Here is a 19,290-nt window from a genome sequence, read left to right as displayed (position 1 = left end):
CGTGACAAGCGGTATCCGGAGTCTCCTCGGTCCCCCCGCCCGCGCCGAGGCGCCCGGGGAAGCAGGCCTCGCGGCGCTGCTCGAAGCGCTACCCTCCGGCGCCGCCCTGCTCGACGCCGGCGGCAGCCTGCTCCGCGCCAATCCCGCTCTCCGCGCGATGCTCGGCCCCGCGGTGCCGATCCGCCCGGGCACCGACGCCCTCTCGCTCGTCGATCCCGCCACCCGCGAATCCGTCGGGGCCTGGCTCGAGGCGCCGGTCCCGCCGCCGCTCGAGGCCGCACTCGTCGCGGAGGAGGGGAGGGGGCCCATCCCCGTCCTGTTGCGGCTGGTCCCCCTCCCGGACGGCACCCGCGCCCTCCTGGCCGAGGATCTGTCGGAACGCACCCGCCGCCGCGAGGAAGCTGAGGCGGATGGGCGCCTGCGCGCCATCGGCGGCCTCGCCGGCGGCATCGCGCACGACGTGAACAACCTCCTCTCCATCATCCTCGGTGCGACGGACGCCGCCATCCTCGCCACCCCCGCGGCGCGGGAGGAGCTGCGCCCGGCCCAGGACGCCGCCGCCCGCGGCGCAGCCCTCGTGCGCCGCCTTCTTGCCTTCGCCCGCTGCCAGCACCTCGAGCCCCGCGTGCTGGACCTGGACGAGGCCGTCTCCGCCGCCACCCCCATGCTCCGCAGCCTCCTCGGCCCCGCCATCGCCCTGGAGATCCGCCCCGGCGCCCTCGGCCGCCGCGTCCGCGTCGATCCCGTGCAGCTGGACCAGGTCCTCCTCAACCTCGCCGCCAATGCCCGCAACGCCATGGGCGGGGCGGGCGCGCTGACCGTGGCCACCGACACCGCGCTCGCCCTGCGGGAGGAGCCCGGCTACCCCGACCCCCTCCCGCCCGGCCGCTGGGCCGTGCTGGAAGTCACGGACACCGGCCCAGGCATCCCGCCGGACATCCTCCCCCGGATCGTGGAGCCCTTCTTCACCACACGCGCCGCGGAAGGTGGCACCGGCCTCGGCCTCGCCACCGTCCACGGCATCGTCCGCCAGTCCGGCGGCGCCTTGCGGATCGAGAGCCGCCCCGGCCTCACCCGCTTCCGGATTCACCTCCCCAGGCATGAGGGCGAGCCGGAGTCGTCCCCCTCGCCAGAACCCGCGTCCACAGCCACATCCGGCCGCCACATCCTCCTGGTGGACGACGAGGCCCCCCTCCGTCGCCTCGCGGCCGTGGCGCTGGAGCGCGCCGGCCACCAGGTCACCCAGGCGGAGGACGGCGACACGGCGCTCGAGATGATCGAGGACGGCCTCCGCCCCGCCGCCCTCGTCTCCGACATCACGATGCCCGGCCTCGACGGCGTCGCCCTGGCCCGTGCAACCCGGGCCATCCTCCCCCATATGCCGGTCGTGCTCGTCAGCGGTTACGCCGAGGCGGCGCTGGGCCAGGAGATGGGCCGGGAAGGAGTTGTGTTCCTCCCCAAGCCCTATCGCCCAGCCCAGCTCGTGGCGCTCGTTTCGCGCCTCCCCGAACGTCTTGGGGCTTGAACTTTCCTGCCGAGAACGTAATATGAACATCCCGGACCGCGGTCGTGTTTGGCGCTTGTGCGCAGTCGACCCGGCCGGTTAACAAGCGCGTGAGGTAACGGCCGGAAAAGCCGCTCCTTCATCCGCCGGTGGCACGCGAAACGGCGTCCATCGATCGCAAGGGACCTTTCCAGTATGGAAAAGAACAAGGCTCTCGAGGCCGCTCTCTCTCAGATCGAGCGTTCCTTCGGGAAGGGCTCCATCATGCGGATGGGCGGCAAGCAGATGAACGAGGAGGTGGAGGTCATCTCCACCGGTTCGCTGGGCCTCGACCTGGCGCTCGGCATCGGCGGCCTCCCCAAGGGCCGCATCATCGAGATCTACGGCCCGGAATCCTCGGGCAAGACCACCCTCGCCCTGCAGGTCGTGGCTGAGGCCCAGAAGAAGGGCGGCACCTGCGCCTTCATCGACGCCGAGCACGCGCTGGACCCCGGCTACGCCCGCAAGCTCGGCGTGGACGTGGACAACCTCCTCATCTCCCAGCCGGATGCTGGCGAGCAGGCGCTCGAGATCGCCGATACGCTGGTGCGCTCCGGCGCCATCGACGTGCTGGTGATCGACTCCGTCGCCGCCCTGGTTCCGCGCGCGGAGCTTGAGGGCGAGATGGGCGACAGCCATGTCGGCCTGCACGCCCGCCTGATGTCCCAGGCGCTGCGCAAGCTCACCGGCTCCATCTCCCGCTCCAACTGCATGATGGTCTTCCTCAACCAGATCCGGTTGAAGATCGGCGTCATGTTCGGCAACCCGGAGACGACCACGGGCGGCAACGCGCTGAAGTTCTACGCCTCCGTCCGCATGGAGATCCGCCGCATCGGCGCGATCAAGGAGCGCGAGGAGACCACGGGCAACCAGACCCGCGTGAAGGTGGTGAAGAACAAGATGGCCCCGCCGTTCCGGCAGGTCGAGTTCGACATCATGTACGGCGAGGGCGTGTCCAAGGTCGGCGAGCTTCTGGACCTCGGCGTGAAGGCCGGCGTGGTCGAGAAGTCCGGCGCCTGGTTCTCCTGCGACAGCCAGCGCATCGGCCAGGGCCGCGAGAACGCCAAGCAGTTCCTGCGCGACAACCCCGCGATGGCCGAGAGCGTCGAGCAGCGCATCCGCGCCCAGGCCGGCGTCGTGGCCAACGCCATGATGACCACCCCGGACGCCGAGGAGGCCGCCGCGGCCGAGTAATCCCCGCAGCAGCACCGAACGAAGGAAGGGCCGCACCCTCCCCCCGGGGTGCGGCCCTTTCTCGTTCCGGCCCCGCACGCTTGACACCCCGCTCCCCCCGCTGGTTCGCTGACACTCGAGGAAGATGCCACCGCACCACCCGGCCCAGCACCGGAGGAGCCCCCGCATGCCCGCCATCCCCCGCCGCCTCATCCTTGGCGCCGCCCCCGCGCTCCTCACGCTCCGAGGCCACCCCGCCCAGGCCCAGCCCGTCTCCACTGCCACGCTGAACCTCGCCGTCAGCGCCCCGCCCAGCTCGGTGGACCCGCACTACTACACCCTCACCCCCAACAACGCCCTCGCCCAGCACATCTTCGACTGCCTGGTCCACCGCGACGCGAACGGCCGCCTCATCCCCGGCCTCGCCGAATCCTGGCGCCTGGTGGACGACACCACCTGGGAATTCCAGCTCCGCCGGGACGTGAAGTTCCACAACGGCGAGCCCTTCACCGCGGAGGACGTGGTCTACACCGTCAACCGCATCCCCAAGGTCGTGAACAGCCCCGGCTCCTTCGTCGTCTTCACCAAGGCCATCCAGTCCATGCAGGTGGTGGATCCCCACCGCATCCGCATGAAGACCGCCGGCGTCTACCCCCTCCTCCCCGCCGACACCTCCCAGTTCACCATCATCCCCCGCAGCCTCGGCGAGGCCCCCAACACCGGCGATTTCAACAACGGCAAGAACGCCATCGGCACCGGCCCCTACCGCCTCATCGCCTTCCGCAGCGGAGACGTGGTGGAGCTAGAGCGCAACGAATCCTACTGGGGCGAAAAGCCCGCCTGGCAGAAGGTCAACTACCGCATCATCGCCAACGACGGCGCCCGCACCGCCGCCCTCCAGGCCGGCGACGTCGCCTTCATCGACGCCGTCCCCACCGCCGACCTCGCCCGCCTCCGCACCGAATCCCGCCTCCGCATCTCGGAGATCACCAGCCTCCGCTCCGTCTACCTCCGCACGGACTTCCGCCCCGAATCCCCCTACGTCACCGGCCCCAATAACGAGCCCATCCGCAACCCCATGACGGACCTCCGTGTCCGCCAGGCCCTCACCACCGCCATCAATCGCCCCGCCATCGCCGACCGCATCATGGCCGGCGCCGCCCTCCCCACCGCCCAGTTCATGCCCCCCGGCGCTTACGGCTACGTCCCCGACCTCCCCCCCACACCCTTCGACGCCGAGAAAGCCCGCAAGCTCCTCCAGGAAGCCGGCCTTCCCAACGGCTTCTCCCTCACCCTCCTCGCCAGCAACGACCGCTACGTGAACGACGCCGGCGTCGCCCAGAGCATCGGCCAGATGTGGACCCGCATCGGCGTGAAGACGAAGGTCGACACCATGCCCTTCTCCGTCGTCGCCCAGCGCGTCGCCCGGCTCGACAACTCCGTCTCCCTCGGCGGCTGGGCCAACTCCAACGGCGAGCCCTCCTCCGGCCTCCGCGGCCTCCTCGGCACCCGCGACATGGAGAAGGGCTGGGGCACCGTGAACCGCACCGGCTACAGCAACCCGCGCTACGACCAGGTCCTCGAACAGGCCATGGCCACCAACGACGACGCCGCCCGCGAAAAACTCATGCAGGACGCCACGAAGATCGCCGCCGCCGACGTCGCCTGGATCCCCCTCCACGTCCAGAAGAACATCTGGGCCATGCGCCAGGGCTACACCCACACCCCGCGCGCCGACGAGATGACCCTCGCCATGGACGTGCGCCCGGCCTGAACACCCCAAGGGGGAAGAACGAATTCTTCCCCCTTGGAACCCCCATCATCTTCTTCCAGCAGGCTGCCGCGGAACCCCGCCAACGCCCGCACCAGCAGGGAAGGGGGCTCTTACGCCCCCACGCTCCCCAACTCCTGCTCCACCACGCTCACCCAGTACCCCACCCCATACGGAATGGCCTCGTCGTTGAAGTCGTAATTCGGCGTGTGCAGCCCCTCGCTCGTGGCCCCACCCCCGCCATTCCCCATAAACATGAAGGCCCCCGGCCGCGCCTCCAGCATCTGGGAGAAATCCTCCGCCCCCAGCACCAGCGGCGCATTCCCCTCCACCGCGCTCTCACCCACCAGCGCCCCGGCCGCGGCCTTCGCCACCTCCGTCTGCTCCGCATGGTTGAACAGCGGCGAAGTCCCCCGCCGGTACGACACCTCCGCCGAGCACCCGAAGGCCGAAGCCAGCGCCTGCGCCAACTCCCCCATCCGCCGCTCGATCGTGTCCCGAACCGCCGGCGTATAGCTCCGCGCCGTCCCCCCCAGCACCAGCTCCGCCGGCATCACGTTCAGCGACTCCATAGACCCGCCATGGATCGCCCCCACGCTCACCACCGCCGTGTCCACCGCCGCGATGTTCCGCGAAACGATGGTCTGCAACGCCAGCACGAACTGCGCCTGCAGCACCGTCACATCCGTGGAAAGATGCGCCGCCGCCCCGCCATGCCCGCCCGTCCCCCGGAACGTCACGGTGAACCGGTCTGCCGCCGCCAGCGCCGGCCCCGTCCGCGTCGCGAACTGCCCCACCGGCAACCCCGGCTCATTGTGCAGCCCGTACACCGCATCCACGGGGAACCGCTCGAACAGCCCGTCCGCCAGCATCGCCTTGGCGCCCCCGCGCCCCTCCTCCGCCGGCTGGAAGATGAACTGCACCGTCCCCCCGAAATCCGGGTTCTGCGAGAGGTGCCGCGCCGCCCCCAGCAGCATCGTCGTGTGCCCGTCATGCCCGCAGGCGTGCATCGTGCCCTTCGTCGTGGAGGCGTGCGGCAGCCCCGTCGCCTCCTCGATCGCCAGCGCGTCCATGTCCGCCCGCAGCCCGATCGCCCGCTGCCCCGGCAGCCGCCCCTTGAGCGTCGCCACCACCCCGAACTTCCCGACGCCCTCCGTCACCTCCAGCCCCCAGCCCCGCAGGGTGTCGGCCACCAGCTTGGAGGTCCGCACCTCCTCCATCCCCATCTCCGGGTGCGCGTGGATGTCGCGGCGGATGGCGGTGAGTTCTGGCTGGAGGGCCTTGATCGCGGCGCGGGCGGTGTCGTCCATGGGGGAGGGGTCCGGTTCTGGGGAGGGGAACTGGGAGTGTGATCTCCCGAATAGGCTGTGCCTAGCGATGTCTGAAGCGGGATGCTTAACGGTGCTTCGTAAATTGAGCGCCGCGCTGGACGATTGTGAGCACAAAGTCCGATCATGCAGGCATCGCCGGAGTCGACCGAGGGATTGGAGGGATACGATCCTGGCTCGCGGCGCTGTTTTCATCTCCGAAGGGCGACCACTTTGACGCAACGAAGGACTGCAGCGAAAGCAGGCCAGCCCCAGCCCGACTACGTGGACGCTCTCACGAAGCAGTTCGAATCCGCGAGGGAGAACTTTGTTTCCTTCACTGCAGATCTTGAGAGCATACTTCGAAAGTTGCTGGAGCATGCAGGTATCGAGTTGGCGGCGCTCGAAGCTCGCACTAAAGGAGTTGATAGTTTTCGGGGAAAGGTTGATCGTCCTGAGAAGAAGCAGAAGTACAAAAAATGTGAAGATGTTACAGATCTCTCGGGCTTGCGCTTGGTTTGCTACCTACACGAAGAGGCCCAGCGTGTTTCAAAATTGCTTGCCGATCATTTCACGATTGATATAAAGAATTCGAAGTATCGTCATGAATTTCTTGCGGCTGACCGTCTCGGTTATCGGGCAGATCACATTGTGATTTCGCTGAGCCCTGAACGATTAAAGCTTCCGGAGCTTTCCAAATACAAAAACTATAAGGCGGAAATCCAAGTTAAGACTGTGCTTGAACATGCTTGGGCAGCTGTTGATTGGAAGATTAGATATAAGGGACAGACTGGCATTCCGGAGCCAGTTTTGCGTCGCCTTTATAGGATTAGCGCTCTCTTAGAGGGCGCTGACGAGGATTTTTCCCGCGTCAAAGCGGAAACCGGTAGCATCCGTAATGCTTATAGCAAGAAGATCAAGTCCGGAAACTTGGCGATTGCGTTGGATCGGGAATCGGCAATCGCTTTTTTGAAACAGAGCGTGACGGCAAATAAGATTGCGGCATCGGCCAGGCGCCTCGGTTTCCGGGTGCGTGCCGCTCAGACACTGAACACTCATCCGATGGACGGTTTTCTAGGAACGATGGAGTTGCTAAAGATAACAGATATCGACAACCTTGAAAGGCGGTTGGCCCTTAAAGTCCGTTCTTCTGAGGCAGTTCTTAGAAAATTTCGAGGCCTAGTAAAAGCTGGCGAGCCAATGGGAAGCGAACGGTTTGATGTAATAAGTAGAGTTACCCTGGTTCGAATTTTCCTTCTTGCCACATCATCGAAGGAAGACGCGAAAAAGGTTCTTGAAAACATTCCTTTCACTAAAAAAGTTTCGGACGCGATCATGACCTTACTAGGTGGAGAAATTCGCGAATAGCAAAATAATCCTTGATATGCGGAATGTTTGCCGGTAGAGGGGAGCCTTTCCAGGAGGTTGAGGCAATGAGTCACTCTTCAGCTGGTCTCACCCCACCCCGCCCCTGGACCCCGCTCACCGACGACGCCTGGGTCGCCCTTCTCCCTTACGTCTTCCCCTGCTCCCCGCAGGGCCGCCGCATCGCCGACCTCCGCGCCCGCATGAACGCCATCTTCCACCTCGCCAGCACCCCGGGCGATCCCTGGCGCACCCTCCCGCCCGAATACGGCAGCGCCCAAACCATCGCTCGCTACTTCCGCCGCCTCACCCACGCCGGCCTCTGGCACCGCCTCCTTGAAACCCTCGCGGACCCGGCCCTCGCCCCCAACCACCCTCTCCGCGCCATCGAATACGCCATCTGCCGCGCCACCCGCCGCGCCGCCCGCCTCGGAGGCATGCCCCTCCTTCTCCTCATCCGTAAGCTCGGCCTCCGCACCGCCCTCAACGGCCCGCCCTGGCTCCTCCCGGACCCCCTTTTGTCCGAAATGCTCGCCAGGGCGCTCCCAACCCGCCTTCCAACCACCCGGGCGGCGCTGGCGGCTCTCAAACCCCGGCTGAAAGCCATCGCTTGGCTGGAAAAGGCGGCGTTGGGCCGCCGATCGATGCCCCGAGTGGTCAGGTTCGGCTGGCCCTGAGCGATGCGAAGCATCGTCTCAGCGCGAGGCGCCAAGCGCCGTCGCCCCCCGGCACTGCCGGCACACCGCCAGGGCAACGCGCAGCGTTGTCCCGCCCCACCCGCGCGCCCGACGCCCCTGCATCGCGGGCGGGGCGGGACGATGCTTCGCATCGCCCTGGTGTCGGCCGCCGCATCCCACCCGGGCGATGGCGCTCCGCGCCCCGCTCGCGGGAGGCAGGGCAGCCCAGCCCGCAAGGCTTCGCCTCGCCGGGCTTGGCTCCCTCGCCTCCCACGGGCTAAACGCCCCGGTCGCGTTCCCGCGAGGAATCGGAATAAAAGTCGCACCATGACCAGCAGCAACGACGTCCGCGCCACCTTCCTGGACTACTTCGCCCGCAACGGCCACGCCGTCGTGGAAAGCAGCCCGCTGGTGCCCCGCAACGACCCCACGCTGCTCTTCACCAACTCCGGCATGGTGCAGTTCAAGAACGTCTTCACCGGCGCGGAGAAGCGCCCCTACAACCGCGCCACCACCGCCCAGAAATGCGTCCGCGCCGGCGGCAAGCACAACGATCTGGACAACGTCGGCTACACCGCCCGCCACCACACCTTCTTCGAGATGCTGGGGAATTTCTCCTTCGGCGACTACTTCAAGGAACAGGCCATCACCCATGCCTGGACCCTGCTGACGAAGGACTTCGCCCTCCCCAAGGAAAAGCTCCTCGTCACCGTCTACCATGAGGATGAGGACGCGGCCGCCCTCTGGAAGAAGATCGCCGGCCTCCCGGATGAGAAGATCATCCGCATCGCCACCTCCGATAACTTCTGGCGCATGGGCGATACCGGCCCCTGCGGCCCCTGCTCCGAAATCTTCTACGACCACGGCGAGGCGATCCCCGGCGGCCCCCCCGGCTCCCCGGAGGAGGACGGCGACCGCTTCATCGAGATCTGGAACCTCGTCTTCATGCAGTACGAGGAAGGGCCCCCCGGCACCCGCCGCCCCCTCCCGCGTCCCAGCATCGACACCGGCATGGGGATGGAACGCTTCACCGCCATCCTCCAGGGCGTCCACGACAACTACGACACGGACACCTTCCGCGCCCTCATCCTCGCCAGCGCGGAAGCCACCGGCCAGGACCCGGACGGCCCCTTCCGCGCCAGCCACCGCGTCGTCGCGGACCACCTCCGCTCCGGCGCCTTCCTCATCGCCGAAGGCGTTCTCCCCTCCAACGAGGGCCGGGGCTACGTCCTCCGCCGCATCCTCCGCCGCGCCATGCGCCACGCCCACATGATGGGCGCGCGGGACCCGCTGCTCCCCCGCCTGGTCCCCGTCCTCATCCGCCAGATGGGCGCCGCCTACCCCGAGCTCGTCCGCGCCGAGGCCCTCACCACCGAAACCCTTCGCCTCGAAGAAACCCGCTTCCGCAGCCTCCTGGAACGCGGCCTAGGCCTCCTCGCGGAGGAGACGGCGAAGCTCGGCGAAGGTCAGCCCCTCTCCGGAGAAGTCGCCTTCCGCCTCTACGACACCTTCGGCTTCCCCCTCGACCTCACCCAGGACGCCCTCCGCTCCGAGGGCCGCCCCGTGGACACGGCGGGCTTCGAGACGGCGATGCAGGAGCAGCGCCGCCGCGCCCGCGCCGCCTGGTCCGGCACCGGCGACGCCGCCACCGAATCCCTCTGGTTCGACCTGAAGGAGAAGCTCGGCACCGGCACCGAATTCCAGGGCTACAACACCGAACGTGCCGAGGCCTCCATCCTCGCCATCGTCGCCGACGGCAAGGAAGTCCAGGAAGCCACCGCCGGCACGGAAGTCTCGGTCGTCCTGAACCAGACCCCCTTCTACGCCGAGAGCGGCGGCCAGGTCGGCGACACCGGCACCATCCGCGGCCCCGGCGACATGGAGATCAAGGTCCGCGACACCCAGAAGAAGCTCGGCCTCTTTATCCACATCGGCAAGGTTGAGTCCGGCATCGCCCACCCCAACGCCCCCGTGGTGGCGGAGGTGGACCACGCCCGCCGCGGCGCCATCCGCGCCCACCACAGCGCCACCCACCTCCTGCACGAGGCCCTGCGCCGCCGCCTCGGCGACCACGTCGCCCAGAAGGGCAGCCTCAACGCCCCGGACCGCCTCCGCTTCGACGTTTCCCAGCCCACCCCCATGTCCCCCGAGGACCTGGCCTGGGTCGAGACCGAGGTGAACGACCGCATCCGCCAGAACGGCGAGGTCACCACCCGCCTAATGACCCCGGACGAGGCCGTGAAGGCCGGCGCCATGGCCCTCTTCGGCGAGAAGTACGGCGACGAGGTCCGCGTCGTCGGCATGGGCCACGACCCCGAGGCCACCTCCAAGCACGGCGTCTATTCGCTGGAGCTCTGCGGCGGCACCCACGTCGCCCGCACCGGCGACATCGGCCTCTTCAAGATCGTGGGTGAGGGCGCCGTCTCCGCCGGCGTCCGCCGCGTGGAAGCCGTCACCGGCGCCACCGCCCTGGCCCTGATCGAGGACGAGCAGCGCACCCTCCGCGAGGCCGCCGCCACCCTGAAGGTCCCCGCCGCCGAGCTCCCCGCCCGCATCGCCGTCCTGGTGGAGGACCGCCGCAAGCTGGAGCGCGAAGTCGCCGACCTCCGCCGCAAGCTCGCCACCGGCGCCTCCGCGGCCGAGGCGGAGCAGATCGGAGACCTCCGCGTCGCCCTCCGCGACCTCGGCGAAGTCCCCCCGCGCGACCTGAAGGGCCTGGCGGAAGCCATCCTCAAGGGCGGCACTGCCGACGTGGTCGCCCTCGTCTCCAGCGCCGAAGGCAAGGCCAGCATCGTCGTCGCCGTCGGCGAAGCCGCGAAGGGCAAGGCCGACGCCGTAGCCCTCGTCCGCGCCGCCTCCGCGGCGGTCGGCGGCAAGGGCGGCGGCGGCCGCCCCGACATGGCCCAGGCCGGCGGCCCGGAGGGCGACAAGTCCGCCGAGGCCCTCGCCGCCATCCGCGGCGCCCTCGCGGCATGACCCCGTGGGTGGGCCGCCGCCGGGAACCTCCCGGCGCGGCCCGCCCGCCATTCGTCCGAAAGAGGCGGCTAGCCCACCATCTCCGGGCTCATCGGCCCGCTCGCCTGCTGGGCGAGGCCCCGGACGACCTGCGCCAGCGCGTCCTCCAGCTGGCGGACAAGGGTCGATGCCTCCACGGCATCGAATTCGGAAACGACAACCTGATCCGCCATGTCGTGGATCAGGACGACGCGGCCAGCAATGGCCTGGGCTCGGAAGCTGCTCATGGAGGAAACGCTAGCGCTCCTCCTTCGAAGTTTCACGCTCACGTGATGTTTCAGACCGCCCTTGTTGCAGTGCGGTCACACCACTGCGTTCCGCAGGAAACAACGCATGATGGCGGGCGTTCTCCGGAGAATAAGGAGACCAGCATGGCCACCAGCCCCATACGCTACGAACCCGCCTTCGAGCACCTGGAGGAAGGCGAGGAGGGGACGACGAAGGAGCTGGTGGAGGCGATGCGCGGCATCGTCGAAACGACCTACAAGGATTACGGCTACCCCGTCCGCGCCGTCCACGCGAAGAGCCACGGCCTGCTCCGCGGTGAGCTGCGCGTGGCAGGCGACACCGCCCCCGCCTATCGCCAGGGCCTGTTCGGCAAGACCGGCACCTACCCCGTGGTGATGCGCTTCTCCACCAACCCCGGGGACCTGCTCGACGACAGCGTCTCCGTCCCGCGCGGCCTTGCCTTGAAGGTGGTGGGCGTGGAGGGCGACCGTCTTCCCGGTTCTGAGGGAGAGTCCACCCAGGACTTCGTGATGGTGAACGCGCCGGCCTTCGCCGCGCCAACGGCAAAGAAGTTCCTGGGCAACGTCAAGCTGCTGGCCAAGACCACCGACATCCCGCAAGGCTTCAAGAAGGCCATCTCCGCCGTGCTGCGCGGCACGGAGACGGTGATCGAGGCAGTGGGTGGGGAGAGCGCGACTCTCAAACAGCTGGGCGGCCACCCGAACACCCACATTCTCGGCGAGACCTTCTACAGCGCGACGCCCTTCCTCTTCGGCCCGTACATCGCGAAGTTCTCCGTCGCTCCAATGACACCGGCGTTGAAGGCGCTGACGGACAAGAAGGTGGATGTTTCCGGTCGCCCTGAGGCGCTGCGCGAGGAGGTGCTCGCCTTCTTTGCGGAGAACGACGCCGAGTGGGAGTTGCGCGTGCAGCTCTGCACAAACCTCGAGCGTATGCCGATCGAGGACTCCTCGGTGGAGTGGCCGGAGAAGGAAAGCCCCTACGTCACCGTGGCCCGGTTGAAGGTTGGCCGCCAGCCCTCCTGGGACGAGGCGCGCTCGCGGGCGGTCGACCTCGGCATGTCCTTCAGCCCCTGGCACGGCCTGGCTGTCCACCGTCCGCTCGGCTCCATCAACCGGGCGCGCAAGCCGGCCTATGAGATGTCGTCGGGCTTCCGCGCCGGCCACAGCGGCTGCCCGATGATCGAGCCTAAGCACGCAGAAGAGGTGCCGATCTGATGCCAGATACGAGGAAGCCGCGCCCCGCGAGCGTGCAGCCCTATTCCGGCCCGGCAGGCGGCTGGGGTTCGCTGCGCTCGGTCGAGTCCATGCTCCTGAAGGAGGAGCGGGTGGCGACGGGGAATGCGGTGCTGCTGCGGCAGAACAAGCCGGAGGGATATTCCTGCGTCTCCTGCTCCTGGGCGAAACCGAAGGTGCCGTACCCCTTCGAGTACTGCGAGAACGGCGCGAAGGCGACGTCCTGGGAAATCACCCGCAAGTCCATCGGAACGGACTTCTTCGAGCGGCACACGATCAGCGAGCTGCTGAAGTGGTCGGACTACGATCTGGAGAAGATCGGGCGGCTGACACATCCGATGCGGCTCGACCGGGAGCGGGACCGATGGGTGCCCGTGGCCTGGGAGGACGCGTTCCGCGAGATCGGTGCCGAACTGCGCGGCATGGATCCGAAGCGGACGGTCTTTTACTCCTCGGGCCGCGCTTCGCTCGAGACGAGCTACATGTACGCGCTCTTCGCGCGGCTCTACGGGCACAACAACCTGCCCGACAGCTCGAACATGTGCCACGAGAGCACCTCGGTGGGATTGCCCCTGGCCATTGGTGCACCCGTCGGCACGGTGCAGCTGGAGGATTTCGACAAGACCGCCTGCATCCTCTCCTTCGGGCAGAATGTCGGCTCCAATGCGCCACGGATGCTGCACCCGCTGCAGAGCTGCGCGAAGCGCGGCGTGCCCGTCATCGTCTTCAACCCCTTGCGGGAGCGGGGCTGGGAACGCTTCACCAATCCGCAGAGCCCGGTGGAAATGTTGACGCGCAAGGAGACGCGCATCGCCTCCCAGTACCACCAGCTCCGGGCTGGCGGCGATATCGCGGCGATCACCGGGGTCAGCAAGGCGCTGATCGAGGCGGACGACCTGGCGATGGCGGCAGGTCGCGCGCCGCTGCTGGACCACGCCTTCATCCAGCAGCACACGCATGGCTTCGACAGCTACGCTGCCTGGTGTCGTGCCCAGGAATGGTCGGAGATCGAGCGCTGGTCGGGCCTGACGCGGCAGGCGATGCAGGACGCGGCAAGCGTCTATGCCGCCGCGCCCACGGCGATGGGCATCTACGGGATGGGGCTGACGCAGCACAAGAAGGGCGTGGACAACGTTCGGATGCTTGTGAACCTGCTCCTGCTGCGCGGGAACATCGGCAAGCCCGGCGCGGGGATCCTGCCGGTGCGCGGCCATTCCAATGTGCAGGGGCAGCGCACCGTCGGCATCTCCGAGAAGCCGGAGTTGGTGCCGCTGGACGGGCTGGCGGTGCAGTACGGCTTCGAGCCGCCGCGGGACACGGGCATGAACACCGTCGAGGCCTGCGAGGCGATCGTCGAGGGCCGCGTCCAGGCCTTCATCGGGCTGGGCGGGAACTTCGTGCATGCCGTGCCGGACACGGACCGGATGGAGGCTTCCTGGCCCACGATCCGTTTGACGGTGCAGATCGCGACGAAGCTGAACCGCAGTCACTTGATCAACGGGCAGGTGGCCTACCTGCTGCCCTGCCTCGGCCGCATCGAGGAGGATGTGCAGGCGAGCGGGCCGCAGATGGTGTCCTGCGAGGACACGATGACGCATATCCATGCTTCCTGGGGCAAGGTGGCGCCGGCCTCGCCGCACCTTCTCTCGGAGCCGGCGATTGTCGCGGGGATCGCGAAGTCCACGCTGGAGCCGAACCCGAAGGTTCCCTGGGACGACTGGGTCGGGGACTACTCCAAGGTTCGCGACGCCATCGAGGCGAGCTATCCGAGCGTGTTCAAGGACTACAACAAGCGCGTTCACGAACCCGGAGGCTTCCCGCGACCGCTGCCCGCGCGGCAGCGCGACTGGAAGACGGAGACGGGGAAGGCGAACTTCCTCGTGCCCGGTGGGTTCCGCACGGACCTGGAGACGGACCTGGACGACGGGGAGATCCTGCAACTCGTCACCCTCCGCTCGAACGATCAGTTCAACACCACGATCTACGGATACGAGGACCGTTTCCGAGGCATCAGCGGCACCCGGCAGGTGGTGCTGATGAACCGCGCCGATGCGGAGGCGCGCGGGCTCGGGGAGGGCGACACGGTGGCGCTTGCCACGGCCGTGGATGACGGCATCCGCCGTCAGGTGCGCGGGTTGCAGGTGGTGTTTTACGACATCCCGCGCGGCGCGATCGGCGGCTACTACCCGGAGTGCAACCCGCTCATGCCGCTCTGGCACTATGCCGAAGACAGCAAGGTGCCCGCCGCGAAGGCGATTCCCGTGCGGGTGGAGTTGGAGAAGCGGGCGGTGATGGCGGCGGAGTAGGGCCGCGCGGGGGAGGGGCCTCTCTGGCGGGTTATCCCTCGCGGCGGGTACGCCGCGGTCCGGCCAGATGCTGGATGAAATTCATCAGCTCGAGCCGGCGTAGTGCGGGATCGGTGACCTGGTGGTTGAGGCCGAGTTGCCAAGCAAGGTCACGCCGCGCCGGCTCGCGATCCAGCGCATCGATCCGGACCGCGTGGTGCTCGAGCGCCTCGCGATCCGCGGCGAGGCCCTGCTCGACGAGGCTGTCGGCCTGGTGGCGCAGAGCCTCGGCAACCTCGTGGAGCGAGAGCTCGGGGTGGTACTGAACGCCCCAGAATATGCCCTTGCCCGAGCGGATTTCCGCGGCCTGGACGGCGTTGGTCTCGTTGGTCGCCAGCAGCACGGCGCCGGGCGGTAATTCCTTCACCTCGTCGGAGTGGATCGCGGGCGCGTCGAAGGCCAGCGGGCGGCCGGAAAGCAGGGGATGGCCGCGCCCCTGCTCCGTCGGGGCTATGCGACGGGCGAAGCCGGCCTCGTTGCCGTCCTTCCTCGGCCCGACCTTCCCGCCGGCGGCTGCGACGGCTACCTGCAGCCCGGCGCAGGAGCCGAAGGACGGCGTGCCAGAGGCGTAGACGGCGCGCATGAAGTCCAGCACGCGGCGAACTTCCGGTGTGTCGTCATAGACATGCATCGGGGAACCGCAGAGGAAGACCGCGTCGTAGCCGGCCAGGACCTCCGGCCGCTGCACCGGGCTGCTCTCCTCCGCGGGCTTCAGTCGGTCGCAGGTCGCTCCTGGGGCGAGTTCACGGAGCGTTTTCGCGTAGGTTTCGCCCGAGCTGCGGCCGACGCTCTCGCGTCGCTCCTCCCGTTCCTCCGGTCCTTCGCTCTCGGCCACAAGAAAACGGAAAGATGCGGTCATTCGGGTCCCCAAGCGCGGTCCTGGCGGAGCGGCGGCGTGATCGGGCCACCCGGCAGGAGCAGTTGGGGATGATTTGCCTTCTCGTAAGATGGCGTCGCCGAGCGGTCACGACGGCACAGCCTTGCGTCCTCAGTATGTGGCGAAGATGCGTGCGATTTCGTCGCGGTCCTGCGTGACGGTGAGGGCGAGGGCGAGGAGGATTCGCGCCTTCTGGGGGTTGAGGTTGTCGGTGGTGAGGAACCCGGCCTCGCGCAGCTTCGTGGTGGGGAAGACGCGGCCGGAACCGGCGCGGGTGCACTGCATGACGATCGTGCCGGAGGACGCGGCCTCACGCAGCGCGCTGAACTCCTCCGGCGTGCAGAAGCCGGGCGCGAAGCCGGCGGAGATGATTCCCTTCGCGCCGGCCGCAAGGAAGGCGCGCACGGCGGTGGCGTCGGCGCCGGCGTAGGAATAGGCGATGTCCACCCGGGGCAGGGCATCCAGCGCGCGGAGGTCGAAGGGCGTGTCGGGGGCGCCGGGGCGGATGGGGCGGCGGTAGAAGTTCACGCTGTCGCCGTCGGCCTGACCGAGCGCGCCGAAATCGGGGGAGCGAAAGGTCTGCATACGGCCGGTGGATGTCTTCGTCACCTCCCGCGCGGCCTGGATCTCGTCGTTCAGCAGGACCAGGACGCCAAGGCCGCGCGCGTCCGGATGGGCGGCGGTGCGGACGGCGTTGACGAGGTTCAGCCCGGCATCGGTTGAGAGCGCGGAGGAGGGGCGCTGGGCGCCGGTGACGACGATGGGAACCCGGACCTTCGCGGTGAGGTGGAGGGCGTAGGCTGTCTCCTCCAGCGTCGCGGTGCCGTGGCCGATGACGATGCCGGCGAGGTCGGGGTCCTCCGCGACAAGCTGGTCGCAAAGGCTCACCAGGGCCTTCCAGGTGGGGAACTGGATCTGCGGGCTGGGAACGGCGCTGAAGGGCACGGGGATCACCTCCGCGACCTCAGCCAACTCGGGGAAGCGGGCAACGAGCTGCGCGGCGTCCAGCTGGGGATTGCCGGAGGAGCCGTAATTGGTGGTGTCCAGCGGGCCGGCGCCCTGGGAGGCGATGGTGCCGCCCGTTCCGATGAAGGCGACGCGGGGCTTCATGAGCGTGCTCCTGCGCGGTGCCGGACCGCGGCGATGTTCAGGACTGCGGTATGGGTGGGCGGCCGCCGGCGTTGAAGAGGGGGCGGCCGCCCGGTGCTTCCCTCAGCCGTTGAGGAAGCACTTGCCGATGGAGACGCCGAGACGGCCATTGCCCTCGATGATCTCCGCCAGGATGGAGGAGAGGCCTCCATCCATCAGGTAGGCGGGGCTGTGCGCGACGCAGCGGCCGCGCAGCGCGGCGGCGAGGCGGCGGCAGGACACGCGGTCGTCGCCCTCATGCATCGCGAGGACGCTGAGGATGTCGTTCACCTCTTCGTAGCAGGCGGTGACGGATCGCGGGTGCTCCGGGCGCATCAGCAGCAGTTCCACCACGCGGGAGGGGCGCAGGCGTTCCCGGAACAGGTGCTGGTAGGCGCGCAGCGCGGAGACGGAGCGGAGTAGGCCCTGCCACTGGGCGTGGTTCTCCGTGTTCTCCTCGGCGCCGGGCATGAAGGCGGCCTGGCGGGCGGAGAGGAGGCGGGCGGTGTTGTCCGCGCGCTCCAGCATCGTGCCGAGGCGGACGAAGCGCCAGGCGTCGTCGCGCAGCATCGTGTCCATGGCGGCGCCGTTGAACAGGACGGTGCGGGCGATCACCCAGTCGTTGAAGCCCATCAGGCGGTCGCCGTCGGCGTTGCTGGCGTCGAGCTTTCGGAGGTCGATCCAGGTGTCGTTCACCGCCTCCCACATGTCCACGGTGAGCGCGGTGCGGACGGCGCGGGCGTTGCGGCGCGCGGCCTCGAAGCAGGCGGCGACGGAGGAGAGATTGAGGGTGTCCATCGTCAGCCAGCGGGCGGCCTGCTCGGGGACGGGATCGCCGTAGAGCTGGCGGTAGTGCTCCGCCGTGCCGGTGGCGCGGAGAATGCCGTCCCACTCGTCGGCCTCCGTCCCGCGCGGCGTGGCAAGGGAGGCCATGCGAAGGGTGGCGTTGAGGCTGCGGGCGACATTGCCCGCGCGCTCCATGTAGCGGCCCAGCCAGAAGAGGCTGTCGGCGGTGCGTGCGAGCATCAGTCCTTCGTCCCGCCGAAATCCATCTTGCCCAGGCTCTGGGTCATTCCGCCCATGGTCTGCGTCATGCCTTCCGCGCCCATGGATTGCGACATGGGCGGCGGATCGCTCTCCAGCACCCAGGTGTCCTTCGTGCCGCCACCCTGGGAGGAGTTCACCACCAGCGATCCCTCCCGCAACGCGACGCGGGTGAGGCCACCGGGGACGATGCGGACCTGATTCTTCCCGAACAGGACGAAGGGGCGGAGGTCGACGTGGCGCGGGGCCATGCCACCCTCGCTGAGGGTCGGGACGGTAGAGAGGGCCAGGGTGGGCTGGGCGATGTAGTCGCCCGGCTTCTCGCGGATGCGGGCGGCGAAGTCGGCACGCTGCTCAGCGGTGCTGTGCGGGCCGACGAGCATGCCATAGCCGCCGGAGCCTCTGGCGAGCTTTACAACCAGCTCCTCCATGTGGTCGAGGACGTAGGCACGGTCCTCATCCCGCTCGCACATATAGGTCGGCACGTTCTGCAGGATCGGCTCCTCGGAGAGGTAGAAGCGGATCATGGCGGGAACGAAGGGATAGACGGCCTTGTCGTCCGCAATGCCGGCGCCGGGGGCATTGGCCAGCGTCACGCGGCCGGCGCGGTAGGCCTTCATCAGGCCGGGGACGCCGAGGGCGGAGTCCGGGCGGAAGGCCTGCGGGTCCAGGAACTCGTCGTCGATGCGGCGATAGATGACGTCCACGCGGCGCGGGCCGGCGGTGGTGCGCATGAACACCGTGTCGTCGCGGACGAAAAGGTCGGCACCCTCCACCAGCTCCACGCCCATCTCGTCAGCAAGAAAGGAGTGCTCGTAGTAGGCGGAGTTGAAGGGGCCGGGGGTTAGCACGACCACGGTGGGGTCGCCCTGGCAGGCCGGGGGCGCCAGGGACTTCAGCGTGTCCAGCAATTCCTCGGGGTAGTGGCTGACCGGGGCGATGCGGTGGGCGGCGCAGAGGTTGGGGAGGAGGCGCATCATCGCCTCCCGGTTCTCCAGCATGTAGGAGACGCCGGAGGGGACGCGGCAATTGTCCTCCAGCACGTAGAAGGCCTCGGGCCCGGTGCGGACGAGGTCGATGCCGGAGATCACGGTGTAGACGCCGCCGGGGGGCGTGAAGCCCTCCATCACCGCGCGGTAGCCCTCGTTATTCAGGACCAACTCGGCGGGGACCAGACCCTCCTTCAGGATCCGCCGGTCGCCGTAGACGTCGGCGAGGAAGGCGTTGAGGGCGCGGACGCGCTGCTCCAGCCCGCGGCGCAGGCTGTCCCACTCGCCCCGCGCGAGGATGCGGGGGATCACGTCGAAGGGGATCAGGCGCTCCGGGTCGCCACCCTCCGTGTACACGGCGAAGGTCACGCCGATGCGGCGGAACAGAACCTCCGCCTCGCGTCGCTTCGCCTCCAGCGCACCGCCGCCCGCCGACTGGACGTAGCGGGCGATGCCTGCATAGGCGGGGCGGATCCCGCCCCCGTCATTCATTTCGTCGAAGGCCGGCACCCTGTCCTCCGTGTCGTGCGGCCGGAACGGGCCGCAGCGCCCATCGTTGCAGCAAGTCGCGT

The 19,290-nt window shown here is 68.3% G+C and carries 14 protein-coding genes; 8 read left to right on the top strand and 6 right to left on the bottom strand.

Features of this window, described 5'->3' with window-relative positions; translation table 11 throughout:
* The first annotated feature begins 1 nt into the window (after position 1).
* The 3 genes from J5Y10_RS06775 (at position 2) to J5Y10_RS06765 (ending at position 4,490) form a co-directional block, all read left to right on the top strand.
* Positions 2 to 1,525, top strand: a complete 1,524-nt coding sequence (locus J5Y10_RS06775) for an ATP-binding protein (RefSeq protein ID WP_342452858.1) — start codon at positions 2 to 4, stop codon at positions 1,523 to 1,525.
* Between the two features lie 174 nt (positions 1,526 to 1,699).
* Positions 1,700 to 2,737 (top strand): recombinase RecA, encoded by a 1,038-nt coding sequence (gene recA / locus J5Y10_RS06770; protein ID WP_209372053.1) that lies wholly within the window; start codon positions 1,700 to 1,702, stop codon positions 2,735 to 2,737.
* Between the two features lie 166 nt (positions 2,738 to 2,903).
* A complete protein-coding gene (locus J5Y10_RS06765) occupies positions 2,904 to 4,490 on the top strand; it encodes an ABC transporter substrate-binding protein (RefSeq protein WP_209372052.1) in 1,587 nt (528 codons plus the stop codon).
* A gap of 110 nt (positions 4,491 to 4,600) precedes the next feature.
* Here J5Y10_RS06765 and J5Y10_RS06760 read toward each other — a convergent pair whose 3' ends face one another.
* Positions 4,601 to 5,797: a M20 aminoacylase family protein gene (locus J5Y10_RS06760; protein WP_209372051.1), complete on the bottom strand. Its 1,197-nt coding sequence runs from the start codon at positions 5,795 to 5,797 to the stop codon at positions 4,601 to 4,603.
* A 282-nt stretch (positions 5,798 to 6,079) separates the two neighbouring features.
* Here J5Y10_RS06760 and J5Y10_RS06755 point away from each other — a divergent pair, with 282 nt between their 5' ends.
* The 3 genes from J5Y10_RS06755 to alaS all read left to right on the top strand — a co-directional run bounded on the left by J5Y10_RS06755 (position 6,080) and on the right by alaS (position 10,812).
* Positions 6,080 to 7,162, top strand: coding sequence for a GTP pyrophosphokinase (locus J5Y10_RS06755; protein WP_209372050.1), 1,083 nt, complete (start codon positions 6,080 to 6,082; stop codon positions 7,160 to 7,162).
* Positions 7,163 to 7,227: 65 nt separating this feature from the next.
* On the top strand, positions 7,228 to 7,836 hold the full coding sequence (locus tag J5Y10_RS06750; RefSeq protein WP_209372047.1) for a transposase: 609 nt from the start codon (positions 7,228 to 7,230) through the stop codon (positions 7,834 to 7,836).
* Between the two features lie 327 nt (positions 7,837 to 8,163).
* On the top strand, positions 8,164 to 10,812 hold the full coding sequence (gene alaS / locus J5Y10_RS06745) for an alanine--tRNA ligase (protein ID WP_209372045.1): 2,649 nt from the start codon (positions 8,164 to 8,166) through the stop codon (positions 10,810 to 10,812).
* A gap of 68 nt (positions 10,813 to 10,880) precedes the next feature.
* Here the strand turns inward: alaS and J5Y10_RS06740 are convergent, their stop codons facing one another.
* Positions 10,881 to 11,078 carry a hypothetical protein gene (locus J5Y10_RS06740; protein ID WP_209372043.1) on the bottom strand — a complete coding sequence of 66 codons (198 nt, stop codon included), beginning with the start codon at positions 11,076 to 11,078 and terminating at the stop codon, positions 10,881 to 10,883.
* Positions 11,079 to 11,222: 144 nt separating this feature from the next.
* Here J5Y10_RS06740 and J5Y10_RS06735 point away from each other — a divergent pair, with 144 nt between their 5' ends.
* Together J5Y10_RS06735 and J5Y10_RS06730 are read left to right on the top strand one after the other, a co-directional pair.
* Positions 11,223 to 12,317 carry a catalase family protein gene (locus J5Y10_RS06735; RefSeq protein ID WP_209372041.1) on the top strand — a complete coding sequence of 365 codons (1,095 nt, stop codon included), beginning with the start codon at positions 11,223 to 11,225 and terminating at the stop codon, positions 12,315 to 12,317.
* A complete protein-coding gene (locus J5Y10_RS06730) occupies positions 12,317 to 14,641 on the top strand; it encodes an FdhF/YdeP family oxidoreductase (RefSeq protein WP_209372039.1) in 2,325 nt (774 codons plus the stop codon). The genes J5Y10_RS06735 and J5Y10_RS06730 overlap by 1 nt, the downstream gene beginning before the upstream one ends.
* Positions 14,642 to 14,672: 31 nt before the next feature.
* Here J5Y10_RS06730 and J5Y10_RS06725 read toward each other — a convergent pair whose 3' ends face one another.
* The 4 genes from J5Y10_RS06725 to J5Y10_RS06710 all read right to left on the bottom strand — a co-directional run bounded on the left by J5Y10_RS06725 (position 14,673) and on the right by J5Y10_RS06710 (position 19,228).
* A complete protein-coding gene (locus J5Y10_RS06725) occupies positions 14,673 to 15,539 on the bottom strand; it encodes a type 1 glutamine amidotransferase (protein ID WP_209372037.1) in 867 nt (288 codons plus the stop codon).
* A gap of 129 nt (positions 15,540 to 15,668) precedes the next feature.
* Positions 15,669 to 16,667 carry an asparaginase gene (locus tag J5Y10_RS06720; RefSeq protein ID WP_209372035.1) on the bottom strand — a complete coding sequence of 333 codons (999 nt, stop codon included), beginning with the start codon at positions 16,665 to 16,667 and terminating at the stop codon, positions 15,669 to 15,671.
* 102 nt (positions 16,668 to 16,769) lie between these two features.
* The gene (locus J5Y10_RS06715) at positions 16,770 to 17,711 is read right to left on the bottom strand and encodes an alpha-E domain-containing protein (RefSeq protein WP_209372033.1); all 942 of its coding nucleotides are present in this window, start codon (positions 17,709 to 17,711) and stop codon (positions 16,770 to 16,772) included.
* Positions 17,711 to 19,228 (bottom strand): circularly permuted type 2 ATP-grasp protein, encoded by a 1,518-nt coding sequence (locus J5Y10_RS06710; RefSeq protein ID WP_432761250.1) that lies wholly within the window; start codon positions 19,226 to 19,228, stop codon positions 17,711 to 17,713. Before J5Y10_RS06710 ends, J5Y10_RS06715 begins: the two co-directional genes overlap by 1 nt.
* Between the last annotated feature and the right edge of the window lie 62 nt (positions 19,229 to 19,290).

It is taken from the genome of Roseomonas indoligenes, assembly GCF_017813365.1.
Classification (GTDB): Bacteria; Pseudomonadota; Alphaproteobacteria; order Acetobacterales; family Acetobacteraceae; genus Roseomonas; species Roseomonas indoligenes.
This window is presented reverse-complemented; position numbering and strand designations above follow the sequence as displayed.

Bases quoted from the DNA above. Each gene is read 5' to 3' on its own strand.
- recA (WP_209372053.1), top strand. From the start codon at position 1,700: ATGGAAAAGAACAAGGCTCTCGAGGCCGCTCTCTCTCAGATCGAGCGT.
- J5Y10_RS06765 (WP_209372052.1), top strand. From the start codon at position 2,904: ATGCCCGCCATCCCCCGCCGCCTCATCCTTGGCGCCGCCCCCGCGCTC.
- J5Y10_RS06760 (WP_209372051.1), bottom strand. From the start codon at position 5,797: ATGGACGACACCGCCCGCGCCGCGATCAAGGCCCTCCAGCCAGAACTC.
- J5Y10_RS06750 (WP_209372047.1), top strand. From the start codon at position 7,228: ATGAGTCACTCTTCAGCTGGTCTCACCCCACCCCGCCCCTGGACCCCG.
- alaS (WP_209372045.1), top strand. From the start codon at position 8,164: ATGACCAGCAGCAACGACGTCCGCGCCACCTTCCTGGACTACTTCGCC.
- J5Y10_RS06740 (WP_209372043.1), bottom strand. From the start codon at position 11,078: ATGAGCAGCTTCCGAGCCCAGGCCATTGCTGGCCGCGTCGTCCTGATC.
- J5Y10_RS06735 (WP_209372041.1), top strand. From the start codon at position 11,223: ATGGCCACCAGCCCCATACGCTACGAACCCGCCTTCGAGCACCTGGAG.
- J5Y10_RS06730 (WP_209372039.1), top strand. From the start codon at position 12,317: ATGCCAGATACGAGGAAGCCGCGCCCCGCGAGCGTGCAGCCCTATTCC.
- J5Y10_RS06725 (WP_209372037.1), bottom strand. From the start codon at position 15,539: ATGACCGCATCTTTCCGTTTTCTTGTGGCCGAGAGCGAAGGACCGGAG.
- J5Y10_RS06720 (WP_209372035.1), bottom strand. From the start codon at position 16,667: ATGAAGCCCCGCGTCGCCTTCATCGGAACGGGCGGCACCATCGCCTCC.
- J5Y10_RS06715 (WP_209372033.1), bottom strand. From the start codon at position 17,711: ATGCTCGCACGCACCGCCGACAGCCTCTTCTGGCTGGGCCGCTACATG.